This is a genomic window from Leucobacter sp. WKLB1, from assembly GCF_059696215.1.
Window position 1 is genome coordinate 2889447 of record NZ_AP046115.1, and the last position, 13419, is coordinate 2902865.

The 13419-nt window shown below is 70.6% G+C and carries 10 protein-coding genes; 3 read left to right on the plus strand and 7 right to left on the minus strand.

Annotated features, from left to right (window positions below; genetic code table 11):
- Position 1 precedes the first annotated feature (1 nt).
- Together ACZF5Y_RS13275 and ACZF5Y_RS13280 are read right to left on the minus strand one after the other, a co-directional pair.
- Entirely contained in the window at positions 2 to 1333 is a 1332-nt protein-coding gene (locus ACZF5Y_RS13275; RefSeq protein WP_497533111.1) for an FHA domain-containing protein, read from the minus strand.
- A gap of 83 nt (positions 1334 to 1416) precedes the next feature.
- Entirely contained in the window at positions 1417 to 2748 is a 1332-nt protein-coding gene (locus ACZF5Y_RS13280) for a hypothetical protein (RefSeq protein WP_497533112.1), read from the minus strand.
- A gap of 118 nt (positions 2749 to 2866) precedes the next feature.
- Here ACZF5Y_RS13280 and eccD point away from each other — a divergent pair, with 118 nt between their 5' ends.
- From eccD to ACZF5Y_RS13295, 3 genes are read left to right on the plus strand one after another with little or no spacing between them, the layout of a single operon-like run.
- Complete coding sequence (gene eccD / locus ACZF5Y_RS13285) at positions 2867 to 4204, plus strand: type VII secretion integral membrane protein EccD (RefSeq protein WP_497533113.1); 1338 nt, start codon at positions 2867 to 2869, stop codon at positions 4202 to 4204.
- A gap of 3 nt (positions 4205 to 4207) precedes the next feature.
- Positions 4208 to 5557: a type VII secretion protein EccB gene (gene eccB / locus ACZF5Y_RS13290; protein ID WP_497533115.1), complete on the plus strand. Its 1350-nt coding sequence runs from the start codon at positions 4208 to 4210 to the stop codon at positions 5555 to 5557.
- Positions 5554 to 6828 carry a S8 family serine peptidase gene (locus tag ACZF5Y_RS13295; RefSeq protein WP_497533117.1) on the plus strand — a complete coding sequence of 425 codons (1275 nt, stop codon included), beginning with the start codon at positions 5554 to 5556 and terminating at the stop codon, positions 6826 to 6828. The genes eccB and ACZF5Y_RS13295 overlap by 4 nt, the downstream gene beginning before the upstream one ends.
- 118 nt (positions 6829 to 6946) lie before the next feature.
- On the opposite strand, the gene ACZF5Y_RS13300 is transcribed toward ACZF5Y_RS13295, so the two are convergent.
- From ACZF5Y_RS13300 to ACZF5Y_RS13320, 5 genes are read right to left on the minus strand one after another with little or no spacing between them, the layout of a single operon-like run.
- Positions 6947 to 7735 (minus strand): hypothetical protein, encoded by a 789-nt coding sequence (locus ACZF5Y_RS13300; protein ID WP_497533119.1) that lies wholly within the window; start codon positions 7733 to 7735, stop codon positions 6947 to 6949.
- Complete coding sequence (locus ACZF5Y_RS13305; protein ID WP_497533120.1) at positions 7732 to 8550, minus strand: PP2C family protein-serine/threonine phosphatase; 819 nt, start codon at positions 8548 to 8550, stop codon at positions 7732 to 7734. Before ACZF5Y_RS13305 ends, ACZF5Y_RS13300 begins: the two co-directional genes overlap by 4 nt.
- Positions 8550 to 11060, minus strand: a complete 2511-nt coding sequence (locus ACZF5Y_RS13310; protein WP_497533122.1) for a transglutaminase domain-containing protein — start codon at positions 11058 to 11060, stop codon at positions 8550 to 8552. Before ACZF5Y_RS13310 ends, ACZF5Y_RS13305 begins: the two co-directional genes overlap by 1 nt.
- Positions 11057 to 12424 carry a DUF58 domain-containing protein gene (locus tag ACZF5Y_RS13315; RefSeq protein ID WP_497533123.1) on the minus strand — a complete coding sequence of 456 codons (1368 nt, stop codon included), beginning with the start codon at positions 12422 to 12424 and terminating at the stop codon, positions 11057 to 11059. Before ACZF5Y_RS13315 ends, ACZF5Y_RS13310 begins: the two co-directional genes overlap by 4 nt.
- A complete protein-coding gene (locus tag ACZF5Y_RS13320; protein WP_497533125.1) occupies positions 12421 to 13413 on the minus strand; it encodes an AAA family ATPase in 993 nt (330 codons plus the stop codon). The genes ACZF5Y_RS13315 and ACZF5Y_RS13320 overlap by 4 nt, the downstream gene beginning before the upstream one ends.
- Positions 13414 to 13419 lie beyond the last annotated feature (6 nt).

Below are 13419 nucleotides of genomic sequence, written 5' to 3' on the forward strand. Positions count from 1 at the left end.
ATTACAACTCCCCCGTGATCGTCGCCACGGTAAAGCTTCGCTCCCCGATGCGCACGCTCGCACCGTCGTCGAGTCGCGTGCGCGCACCAGGGGCCAGCGGGCTTGATGCCCCGGTGTCGTCGATCATCTGTGATCCGTTCGTCGAACCGAGATCGGTGACCCACACGCTGTCGCCGCGATATTCGAGTCGCAGATGGGTCTTCGAGACGGAACCGGCAGGGTCCTCGACGGCCACGAGCTGATCTTCCGCCGACGCCGCGTCGGGTCGACGCCCCAGGTTCGCCTCGGCGGGGATGCGCAGCTGGGCACGCTGCCCGGTGTCGAACGTGAGCAACAGCATCGCTCCGATCTCGCGTGGCGGAGGTGCGGCGGCGATCGGAGCATCGACCGTGACGACGCCCGGAGGCAGCGCGGGTGCCGGAGCCTGCGCTGCCGAGGCGGCGACTGGCGCTGCGGCCACGCGCGGCGCCGTGGTGGGCTGGTGCACGACCTGCGGCGCTCCGCCAACTCCCCAAACAGCTCCTGCAGGCGCGACCGATGCAATCGCGGCGAGTGGCGGCGCGGGCGTGGTCGACAGCGCACCCGGCACCGGCGCAGCCGCACCTGTGTTCGTGGGCACCGCTTCGACCGGCGCCTGCTGCGCCCACGCGGCCGCACTGTTCGACCAGGCCTGGCGCTCGGCGGGCGTGGGCACCTTCACGACGAGCGTGCGACCGGCGCGATCTGCCCAGCTGCGCCCCATGCGCGCTGGATCAGCAGCACTGGTGGCGACCACACCCCATCCCCCGATGAGCGCGATCAGACTTCCCGCACCCTGCACGAGTCCGCGAACGAAGCCGCGACCAACGCCTGGGGAGAATGGCGCATCGTCACGCGCGGTGCGCTGACGCAGGAGCAGGTTGCCGATGGTCGCACCGGTGCGCGCTTCGATGACGAGCAGAATCACTGCGAGTTCGATGACGACGATGACCCCGATGAGCACGCTGCGCGTAGCGATCCAGACGCCGGCCGCGATCGCGAGGCAGACGAAGGCATCGATCGAGTAGGCCGCAAGACGCGCTCCCACGCCAGAGGGTCGCGCCCAGGCGCGCGAGCGCGCGAGGGCACCGGCGAGGCGAGCATCGGCGGCGGTGCGAGCCGGTGGGCGCGTCGGCTTCGGTGTCCTCACCGGTCGACCCGAGGGCTGCGGTCGCTGCCGCGCACGCTGACCGACCGGAGCGGCAGCTGCTTGGGGTACCGGGGTGCCCGGTCGCATGCGCACCGCCGGAGCACTGCCGAGCGGCGGCTGCGTCGATTGGGGAGCCGCTTGCGCCTGGTGCGGCGACTGTGGCACGCCTCGTGCGTACTGCGGTGCGACTGGAGTGGGTGGCGATCCGGCACCGCGCGCTCGGCGCGCACGCCCGCGTGCGTCTTCGCTCATGCGGCAAGCACCCCCTGCAGTAGATTCAGCGTTCCGGCCGCGAGCACTCCTGCGGGCAGCACGAGGGCGACGGCGATGCTGTCCACGATATCGCCCGTGCGCGACCATCCGAGAGACCGGTCCCCGCGGGCCAGGGGCAGGATCGCGGCGGCCGCGACCAACCCCGCCAGCAGTGCGCCGCCGGCGACCAGCAGACTGACCGAGAGCGTGAGGTGCGGTGCACTGAGCACTACGAGCATGACGAGCCCGGCGATCACCGCGACCCGAGGAGGCGTGCGCAGGCTTCGCGCCGCCGTGCGTCGTGAGGTGAGCAGCAGCCCCAGCACCGTCCAGGCAACAAAGGCCGAGCCGGCGATAATCTGCACGAGATCACCGCTCGTCAGTGGCACGATGGCGGCAGGAATTCCGAGGGCGGCGACCACCGAGAGCATGAGCACCGTGGCGTCGAGCCGCGCCTCGGCGAGCGCCAAGACTCCGGTGACGCGATCCCGATCGACACTCTCGATGAACTCGGGAACGCGCCCTCGCACCGTCCACCGCAGCGACATGAATCGGCCGTAGTCGATGTGGTGGCCGGGGTCGACGCCGACGAGCAGACTCGGCGCGGCGCGCACGCCGACCGTTGCCAGTGCGGCGCACATGATCAGCAGTTGCGCCGGCGACCAGCCCAGCGCCGGGCTGACGAGCGCGAGCACCGCGACCGTCGCACTGATCACGACCAGCGGTGTCGCAGCAGCCTGCAAGCGAGGCGACACCGCCATGAAGCCCAACAGCGCCGCCAGCACCGAAATCGCCGCCGCGGCCACGGCGAGCGCCAGGCCCGGTGACGCCCCGACCGCCGGCAGCACGGCCGATGCGGCGGCGGCACCGCCGAGCCCGACGGCCGCAGCGACGAGGCTTCCCCGTGCGCGGCGCCGGCTTCCCGCAGCGACAGCGGTCACCACCGCGGCGAGCGCGAGCACTGCGACGGTCACCCAGCGCCACTCGGGCACAACTGCGGCGAGTACGGCGGCCGCCGCGCCGAATCCGAGGAGCGCCCAGGGCGCAGCGCTCGCGCGTCGGAGCGCATCCGCCTCGGCACGATCAGACGTCGACACGTGCAACGGACCCGCCACGGCGTACAGCCCGCCCTCGCGCAGCTCGGCAGCAGACGTCGCCGCATCGACGGCTGCGCCGTCGGGTCCGAGCACGCGGTCTGTCGCAGAGAGATGAACTCCCACTGCGGCGAGCGCACCGGCGAGTGCCTCGTTCTGAGGCACGACAAGGTCGTGCCGGTTCCCCGCCGCTTCGAGCGCGATCCGGCGCAGGCGCGGCGCAGGCTGACTCACGCCACACAGTGTAGCGTCGCACTCGCACCCAAGGCGGGGGCGGACGCGGCGGCGCGATCCGCACTAGGATGCTGCTGGTACCTGGGGAACATCCATTGATCGCACGGGGAGGCAGTGCGTGAGTGCAGAAACGACCGACGCGAGCGTCGTCGTACGCGTGTCGGTGGTGCACGGCGAGCGCCGTGTCGATCTCGTCATTCCGGGGCGCCTGCCGCTGCTCGAAGTGCTTCCGGGCATCGCGCGCGGGCTCGGTGTGCTCGATGCCACGCTGCTGCACGGCGGCTACCGGTTGACGCGCGCCGATGGCGCCGAGCTCGACCCGACGCGCGGGGCCGTGGCCCAGGGCATCGACCAGGGTGAGATTCTGACGCTGTCGCGCGGCCAGCTCATCGCTGTTCCCCGCCGCTACGACGATGTGGTCGAGGCCGTCATCGATGCGACGGCGGCGCACCACACCGCGTGGCGCCCGGAAGATGCTGCGCGCACCGCCACCGCCGTGAGCCTCACGCTCGTCGCACTGAGCGCGATCCTGCTCGCGCTGCAGCCGGCGTCGTCGTACCTTCCCGCCGTCATCGCCGGCGTCGGCACACTGGTGCTGCTCGCCCTGACGGCGACGCTCTGCCGCATCGCCCAGCACGAGGCCGGTCTCGGGTTCGGACTCGCAGCCGCAGTGTTCGGCGGTCTCACCGGCTACCTCATCGCGCATCAGCAACCGCTCTGGGGCTTCGCCCTCGCGGCCGCGGGGCTCGGGTTGATCGTCGCCGGCGGCGCGGCCCTGCTCGTCGCCACCCGACCGGCTGAGCTCCTGCTGCTCCCGGTAGCGCTCGGCACGGCGATCGCGCTGCCGGCCGCAGTGGTCGGCATCACCGGAGTCGACCCCGCAGGGCCCTACGCGGTCATGATCGCGTGTGCGGGCCTGCTCGCCGGCGCGCTACCCTGGCTCACGCTCAGCAGCACTCGCATCCGGGTCATCTCGCCGATGACCGAGGCCGAGATGTTCGATCCGACCCCGCCCGTCGACCCCGAGCGCGTCGCCGCACGCATTGATTCCGGCCACCGGCTGCTGGTCGCCCTGCGCATCGCCTTCGCTCTCGCCGTGCTCGTGGCGACGCCCGTGGTCGCCGCCACGAGCTGGATCGGCACGGCGCTCGCGCTGATCTGCGGCGCCGTGCTCATGTTCCAGTCGCGGCAATCCGCCCGACGCGCCTCGGTGATCGTTCTGCTCGCGGGCGGCACCGCTATTCTCGCGGTCGCCGGGCTCGTGGCGATCCTCACGCATCGCGACCACGCACCGTTGCTGCTCGCCGCCCTGCTCATCGCCACCGGCCTGGTGTCGGGCCTGACGCTGCTCAGCGCCCGCGCGCGCATGCGTGTAGCGACGCTCGGAGACACGATCGAGGTCATTCTGCTGGCGCTGCTGCTGCCGCTCGGCGCAATCACCGCGGGGCTCGCGTAGGCCGTGGCGAGCAAGAAGGATCTGCTCGAGGCGCAGAATTTCAGCAAGGCGCGATTGCTCTCCGCGTTCGTCGGCGGCGCACCCGGAGGCAAAGAGCTCGAACCCGCGAAGCCGTTGCGCGCGGTGTTCGCGGGCATCGCCCTCACCGCAATGGTGGTGCTCGCCGGAGTGTTCATCGGGCTGATCCAACCCAAGCTGCCGGGCGGTTGGGAGAACAACCGCCTCATCGTCGCGAGCGATACCGGCGCGCGCTACATCAGCGTCGACGGCACGCTGCACCCGGTGATCAACACGGTGAGCGCACGCATGGCCATCCCTGCCGGAGAGTTCAAGGTCGTGACGGTCAAGCAGGGCGCACTCGAAGGGATTCCGATCGGCGGAACCCTCGGCATCCTCGGCGCACCGGACACGCTGCCCGAGGCGGAGCACCTCGACGGCAGCGGCTGGGCCGCCTGCGCGACCCCGGATGCGACTCGAATGCAGCTCGGTGGGGATCGGCCCGATGCCGCCCCCACCGATTCGGGCGTCGTCGTTACGAGCGAGGGCGGCACCTACGTCATCACGGGCGGCACGAGCTACGCCGTCGCCGAGAGCGATCGCACGGCTGTGCTCCGCGCCATCGGCCTCGATGGTGCTGCGCCCGCAGAGGTTGGGAGCGAGTGGCTCGCGCTGTTCACTCAGGGCGCTGATCTGCGACCGATCGACGCGGTTGATGGCGGCACCGTTCGCGGGGTCGATCTGCCTGCCGGGTCCGTCATTCGACCGACCGGCGGCGGAGACGACGAGCGATACCTGCTTACGGACGACGGATCCCTCGCGCGACTCAGCGACCTGGCATATCGCCTCTATCTGCTCGGCGGCGGGTCTGGCTCCCTCGGCGACGAGGTCGAAGTCAGCCCCGCGCAGATCGCCGCACTCGCGACCGCAGACCCGGCGGGCCCCGCTGATTGGCCGCAGCGTCCACTCACATCCGCTGCATCGGCGGCTGGGCCGTGCGCAACGCTCACGGGTGCTTCGAGCGACCAGCAGACGGTGCTTGCGGCTCCGGGGAGTGCGGTGACGTCGGCAACCGACGAGACGACAGAATCCGACGCAGCCGGCAGCGGCACCGTGCGCGTGAGTGTCGCCGCCGACGGCGGGGCATTGGTGCGTGGAGGATCATCCGGCCCCCTCACCCTCATCGATGCGAGCGGCACCGCCTACGCCGTGCCCGGCGACGTGGCGACGGGCGTCACCCGACTCGGCTACGCCGACAGCGATGTCGCCGTCGTACCGGCCACGTGGATCCAGCTGCTCACTGCCGGCCCCGCGCTCACCGCGGAAGCGGCATCTGCGAGCCCCGAGGCCTCATGACGCGGCGGTTCGGTCGCACGGCATCACTGCTGCTCGCGGCGACCTGCGCAGCTGGTGCCTTGTCGGCGCTGCCGATGTCTGTTGCGGCACCCGCGGCGTTCGCGGAGACCTCGCAGGCCGCCGAGGGCGATGGGTGCCCCGTCGGGGTGCTGAATCGGATCGCCGGCCCTCCCCCGGCGTTCACCGAGATCGGGTGGTCTCCGAGCACGCTCATCGACGCGCCAACGGGTGCCGGTGTCACCGTCGCGGTCATCGATTCGGGCATCGACGTGACCAGACCCCAGCTCGCCGATGCGTTCGCCCCCGGCAGCGCTTCGCTCATCGCTGATGGCGAGCGCTCTGATGGGCTCGGTGATCCGCAGGGCCACGGCACCGCACTCGCCGGCATCATCGCCGCCCGCCCGTCCGACGCCTCCGGGGTCGTCGGCATCGCGCCCGAGGCGAAACTGATCTCGCTGCGCGTGTTCCGCGATGACGATCAGGCCAGTCAAGATCAGGGGTTCGACGCCACTCCTGAGCGCGTCGCCCAGGCCATCCGCACCGCCACCGACCTCGGTGCCCAAATCATCTCGGTGTCGCTCAGCGACGATGTCGACGAATCCGCGGTGCGCGAAGCGACGACATATGCGTCGGATCGCGGGTCGCTCGTCGTCGGCAGCGCCGGAAACCGAGGCACCACGCAGAACACCGAAGATTCACCGCGCTACCCGGGGGCGTACCCGGAAGCGATCGCGGTAACCGCGGTGAACGCGGCCGGCTTGCCGACGAGCGACTCCATTCACGGCGATCACGTCGACGTCGCGGCGCCCGGTCAGAATGTGCTCACGCTCGCAACCGGAGGCGGCGATTGCATCTACGGCGAGGCACCACAGTCGAGCTATTCGACCGCCTACGTCGCGGGTGCCGCCGCACTGCTCGCCGAGCGATACCCCGATGAGGGGCCCGCGGGGTGGAAGTACCGGCTCGAAGCGACCGCGGCCCGGTCGAACCCCGATGCGCGAGATGACCAGGTCGGGTGGGGCGTGATTCGCCCTGCTGCCGCGCTCGACCTGCGTCCCAGCGCGACCACGCGCGGACCGGTGAGCCCATTTGCCGACACGAGCGATGCCGCCTTCTCGTCATCGCCCACGCGCGTTACCACGCATCCGGCGAAAGCGGGCAACGAGGCGTTCGTCACAGCGATCGCCGTGGTCGCCGCCGGCCTCGTCGCGCTGTTCGGGCTCGGTGCGCTGCTGCGACGACGCCGGCAATCGGAGTCTGCAGGCGACTGACGCTGCGACCGACTCTCTGCGGTTCAGCCGGCTCATCGCTTCATCGGCCGCGGATTCAGCCGGCCCCGAGTCAGCGGGCCCCCGACTCAGCAGGCCGCTGGCTCCACAGGCCCCCGACTCAGCCGAACGCGAGCATCGCGACGATCCACAAGCCACCGACCGCGACGACGAGGCTCGCGCCGAAGCCGATCACGGTGCCCGTACCGAAGCGGCGGTTCGCCCGTTCGGTGGATCGCAGGCCCTGGCGTTCGGCTTCGGGAGGTGCGGCGCGCGACTCCGGCGGCGCACCGATGCGCGCGTCAGTCGCGGACGTCGCGACGTTGCGCCTGCCGGCCCGGCTCGAGGTGATGACGGGGAGCGCCGGCGACACACCACGGCGGGGCAACGCATGCGACGGCGCTTCGGTCGGGGCATCGGGGATGCGGTACTTCGCGTCGAGCGGAGACTTGAACATGCGCGCGGCAATTTCGGGCGGCAATTCGCCCGGCGCCGGATCGGCGACCGGCGGTGCCGGGTTGAACGATGCGCCGCGCGGCCGTTCAGGGAGTGCCGCGGCAGTGGGCTCGAGCGGCGGCGCAGCCGTGGAGGTCTGCTGATCGCGTTGCGCAGCGCGGCGCGGAGTCACGATCGTCTCGTCGATCGGCGCCGGTGGCTCTGGGGTGTCGGGGCGAGGCGTCACCACGGTGCGGTCGAGCGGGGTGGAGGCCTCACTCGACTTCGGGGTCACCACCGTCTGATCGAGCGGCGCAGCTGGGCGGCGCGGGCCGGCTGGCCGCCGGGGCGTCACCACCGTGGCCTCCGTGTCATCGGCATCACCCGCGCTCGGCACGATCACGGTGCGGTCTGGTTCTTCGGGTGACTGCGTGGGCTCGGAGTCGGGCGCAGACGCGTCGCGCTCCCCCGTCATCGAGCTCGCCTCGGCACGGTCGCGGTGAGCGTGAGGTCATCGTCGGCGGTGGCGCTCTCGGTGCCCGTCGAGCCGACGTGCCAGGCCGATCCGCCCGCGACCACATCGACGACGATCACGGTGATGTTGTCGCGCCCGCCCGCAGAGTTGGCGCGGCGCACGAGCTCTTCGGCGACCGTCTCAGCTGGCCCGCCCATGGTGAGCGCGGCACGCAATTGCTGGTCGTCGACCTCCGTGGTGAGGCCGTCGGAACAGATGAGCAGGCGTGCGCCGTCTTCGACCGGAAGCAGCCAGCTGTCGGCAGTTGTGTCGGCCGAGCCGAGCGCGCGCGTGATGACGTTGCGGCCGGGAAGCGTTGCCGGATCGTTTGCGCCGCCCGCGATCATCTCGTCGCGCAGCGAGTGATCGATGGTCACCTGATGCAGCTCGGCTCCACGGTGCAGGTAGACGCGGGAGTCACCGATGTTGAGCACCAGCCAGCAGATACGGCCCTCGTGCTCGACGATCACGGCGCCCGTGAAGGTGCAGCCCGCCCCGCGCGCGCGATCCGCCGCCACCCGGGCTACGGCTTCGCGTGCGGCTTCAAGCGCCGCTCCGACCTCGCGCACCGTGGACGGGTCGCCGGGGTGGATGTGTTCGGCGAAGGCTTCGATCGCAGACCGGCTGGCCTCGTCTCCGGCTTCGTGGCCGCCCATGCCGTCGGCAACGATGAAGCTCGGAAACTCGGCGAGCGCCGCGTCTTCGTTGATCGATCGCAGCATGCCGACGTCGGTGCGCACCGCCGCTGAGACTTCGGGTCGGGTGTCGGTGTGCATCATCGTCCTCCTGCGGCGAAGCGTCGAGGAAGACGCAGTCGCTGTCGTATGCGTGTCTTGGGCAGTAGCGAGCGCAGCGAATAGCGCGCGCTGAGTCTGCGCCAGAATCCGAGGCTCGCGCGGCGCGCGGCCAGTTCGTCGTCGACGAGCGCCCAGAGCTGATCGGCGTCGAGGTCGTTGATGCCTTCGCGGGCGTACACCGCACGATCGACTGTCCACGAGATCCATTGGGCCGATGGCACCTGCAGCGCTTCGAGGGTGTCGCGGCGCCCCAGGTTGGCGGGGGCCGTGCGCCCGGTATCGGCGTACCCGTCGATCAGTTCGTCCCAGGCGCCGAGCGCCCGCTCTTCGGCCGTGCCCGCGCGCCGGCGTCGCTGCGCGCGGATGCGCTTCGCAACCGGCAGGAACAGCACCGGCAGGGCGAGCAGCACGAGTGCGAGAATCGATAGGCCGATCGCTTTCAGAATCGGCCACAGCGCTGCGAACGAATCGCGCTCGGGCGTCTCGGAGGGATCGCCCGAGTCTCCGCTCGTGCCCGTCGGCGGGTCGGCCTGGCTGGCGTCTCGCTCCTCGGGCACCGTCGGGAATTCGGGCAGCTGTTCACCGCGTTCGAGCGTGCTCGGCGGCACCTGCAGCTGCGGGCTCGCGTCGATGGTCGCCCAATCGCCGGTGTCGCCGCGCACCTCGACCCAGGCGGCGAGGTTTTCGCCGGTACAGGTCTCGCTGCAGGCCTGAACGCCGGGAACGCCCGCCTGCTCGTCGCCGAGTCGCACCCCGAGCACCACGCGCGAGTCGAATCCCATCGCGCGGGCGATGAGCGCGGCCGCGGCCGCGAACTGCTCGTCGTCGCCGATGCCCGATACGAGTGCTCGGTCATCTGCCCCGCTGCCCGCCGCGCGCTCCTGCTCGTTGAGCTGGGTGAAGAGCGCCTCGATGCGCGCGACGGAGTGACCGCCGGCGCTGGCGATGAACTTCGTGCCGTACTCATCTGAAGCGCGCTCGAGCCAGGCGCGTTCGCCCTCACCGTCGGTGAGCGAGTGGCTCAGGTATCCCCGATCACGCAGGCGCTGGATCGCTTCAAGCAGCCCCGCACTCGTCGATGGCAGGTCCTGCGTGTTCAGCCAGAGCGCCAGCTGCGGCATCGAGTCGAGGTCGACGAGCGGCGAATCCTGCGCGGGGTCGGCGTTGAGCTCCGCGTCCGAGACACGACTCATGGGTGCGGAATACGCATCGCCCGAACGCACACCTCGGCCGCTGGGCACCGCGATCGCCGCCCAGCTCGAGCGGTTCACATAGAAGGCGTCCCCGAGGGCTGCGGCCCGTGAGCCGTCGAACGTCGGCGGTGCCGCGAGCGGCGGAGCGATCGGCAGCCAGATGCCGGTGTACCCATCGGCGATCTCGATGGTGACGTCGACGGGATCCTGCACCGCTTCACCGCTCGGAAAGCGCGTGAAACGCCCGTCGGCACCGTCTGCGACGAAGAAGTCGACACCGTCATAGCCGTCGAGCACGGCCATGCGGAGACGGTGCGGGGCCTCACCGTCGGATTGCACGGTGAACATCGCTTGGTCGAAGGCATCGTCGCGCTTCGCCGCCCGATAACCGGCGAGGGGGCTCGTCTGCTCGCGCACGACGAGCTGCGGGTCGACACGATCACGGGGCACTTGCCGATCGCTTGAGACGAGCGGTGCCGCGGCAGCGCCGATTCCGAGAGCGACCACCGCGGTGAGCACCGCGGTCAGACCGCGCACTGCGGCGTTGCGGCGCACGCCCGCGGCACCCTCGTCGGCCTGAGCCCGACGGCCGAGACGCAGCGCGGCTCGGCGGCCGATGCCTGACGACCAGGCCACCCACGATGCGCCCGCGACGCAGACGATTCCCCAGAGCGCGAGTTCACGAGGCGCGGCGATGCTCAGCGGACCGATGGCGATCGGGGCGCTGACCGCGGATGCTCCGAAGATCACGCCGAAGGCAACGGGGAGCAGCGCCGGCACCGCCGCCCAGGGGGCGAGTCGGCCTCCGCGAAGCGCGAGTGCGGCGATGAGCGTCGTGGCGAGCATGGCGACCAGCAGCCAGGGCACCATGATGGCCTGATAGGTGCCGACCGGCAGCGTGAGCGTGAGCAGCTGTTTCCACCCGAGCGACACGGTCGCGAGACCATCGATGAGTCCGTCGACGAGACCCACCGGGCCGTTTCCGAGCGCGCTCGGCACGCCGAGCGGCACGACCGCGATGATGAAGGCGATCACGAGCAGTGCGACGGTTGCGACGCCCCATCGCATGCGTTGACCGAGCCACACGATGCCGAGCGCGAGCGCCCAAGCGACACCGGCGACCAGCCACACCCAGGGCGTGCGATAGATCGGCATCGCCGAGAATGCGCCCGCGGCGACCGCGATCGCGCTGAGCAATGCGGCCCCGACGAGCAGGGACGGGTTGACTCGGTTGCGCTGCCGTCGCGCTCGGCGACGAGCTGCGGAGCGTTCGGCTTCCGACAGCGGGCCGCTCATACGAGCCCCCCGCGCACCATCAGCTGCGGCAGGTCGCCGATCGCACCGACGGTGAACATCGTGCACGAATCGACGAGGCGGGCGGCCGGGTCGGCGAGCAGCTCGGCGCGCACCACGATGACCCGTACGTCTTCGGTGAACGCGGCGGCGGCACGGCGCAGCCGGGCCGGATCCGGCACCGAACCGGTGACCACGGCCACGATGGACAGCGGGCGCCGCGACTCGGCGAGGTTGCGGGTGAGGCGCTCGATCGGCAGCGCGTCTTCAGCGGCTTCGAGTTCTGCCCAGGCGTCGAGCAACTGCGCGGGAGTCTCTGCTGGCAGCTCTTCGAGACCATCGATGCTCGGCCGCACGCGACCCGGAGCCCACTGCGAAGCGATGAATCGTTCACGGCCTTCACGCACCGCTTGCAGCCCGAGCGAGGCCGCAATGCTCACGCCGAGTTCGAACTCGTCATCGCTCGCGTACTCCGAGCGCACGGCGTCGAAGAGGATCGCGGCGCGCGCCGTCTGCGATTCCTCGTACTGACGCACCATGAGCGTGCCGGTCTTCGCCGTCGATTTCCAATGGACGTGACGCATCGCATCGCCGCGCACGTATTCGCGCACCGCGTGGAACGACAGATCGGAGTCGGTGAGGCGTCGACTCGCAGCGCCTTCGAGATCGCGCACCAGGCCCGCGGATCCGGGAGGCAGCATCGCCGTCACCGGGTGCACGTGTACCAGGTGCCGGTCGCGCCAGGTGACTTCGCGGCGCACCAGACCGAGTGGGTCGCGGCGCGCGAGCGTGAGCGGGCCGACTTCGATGACTCCGCGGGAGACGGCTGGAATGCCGACCGGCACGACCGCGGTGCCGCGAGGGCCGATGAACGGGATCGGGATCTCGCGGAGTGCCTCGCCCACCGGAAGTTCGGCGGTCGCCGGGAGTGCAGGACGCGCACTCGAGTTCTCGACCTCGACGTGCAGAGCGACTTCGCCGCCCGCCATCACTCGGAGCCGGTCGACGGCGATGCGAATGAGGTAGGTGCGTGATCCGATGAGGAACGGTAGGCCGATGAGCAACAGCACCGCGAATCCGATGGCGACGAACCAGGCTTCGACCCAACCGAGCGTGGCGCCGAGGATCGCCGATACGACGGCGACGGCGATGACGAAGTAGCCGGTCGGCGTGATGGTTTCGCGAACGCGGCGCCATTGGCGACGCAGGCGACGCCGGTTGCGGCGCCACCAGCGTCGCGCAGCACGACGGCGGCGCGTGCTGACGCGCCCCGTGCCCTGTACGGTTTCGCCGAACCGCGTGGTGGTGCTGCCACGCGTTCCCGTCCCGGTATTCGATACCGGGGCGCGCGAGGTATCGAGACTCACGCGGTGCCGTTCTCCTGCGGTGCCGAGATGTCGAGCAGGATCTGGCCGAGGATCTGGGCCGCCGTCACTCCATCGAACTCGGCCTCGGGCTCGAGCACGAGGCGGTGAGTGAGCACGGGCATCGCGAGGTCGCGAATATCGTCAGGAGTCACGTAGTGTCGGCCGCTCGCGGCGGCCCATGCCGATGCGAGGCGCACGAGCGCGAGGGCTCCGCGAACGCTGGCACCGAGCCGCACTTCGCTCGCGCGACGAGTGGCTTCGACAAGGCGTACTGCGTAGTCGGCAACCAATGGGCTGACGTGCACGCGGCTGATCAGCTCTTGCGCCTGGGTCACCATGCCGGTGCTGACGACGGGTGACAGCGGCGCGTGCGCCGAGCGGTCGCCCTGCAGGATGCGTGTCATCGCGGCCTGGTCGGGGTAGCCGATGGAGGTCTTCACCATGAATCGGTCGAGCTGGGCTTCGGGGAGGCGGTAGGTGCCGGCCTGTTCGACGGGGTTCTGCGTCGCGATGACCATGAACGGGCTGCCGACCTCGTGCGAGGTGCCGTCGACCGTCACGCGCCCCTCTTCCATGACTTCGAGGAGCGCCGACTGGGTCTTCGGGCTGGCGCGGTTGATCTCGTCGGCGAGCACGACGTTCGCGAAGATCGGGCCCGGATGGAATTCGAACGCGCCGACGCGCTGATCGAACACGGTGATGCCGGTGATGTCGCCCGGGAGCAGGTCGGGGGTGAACTGCACGCGCGACGACGAACCCTGAATGACCTGGCCGAGCGCGCGGGCGAGTGCCGTCTTGCCGGTGCCGGGCACGTCTTCGAGCAGCACGTGACCGCCGGCGAGGGCGCACGCGATCACCAGTTCGACGACGCGGCGCTTGCCGTGGATCGCCTGTTCCACGGCGTCTGCCGTTGTGGAGAACAGCTGAGCCACCCACTGCGCCTGCTCGGGGCTGATGGCGTGCGGTGCGGTCTGCGGCTGGGAGGTCATGCGGCT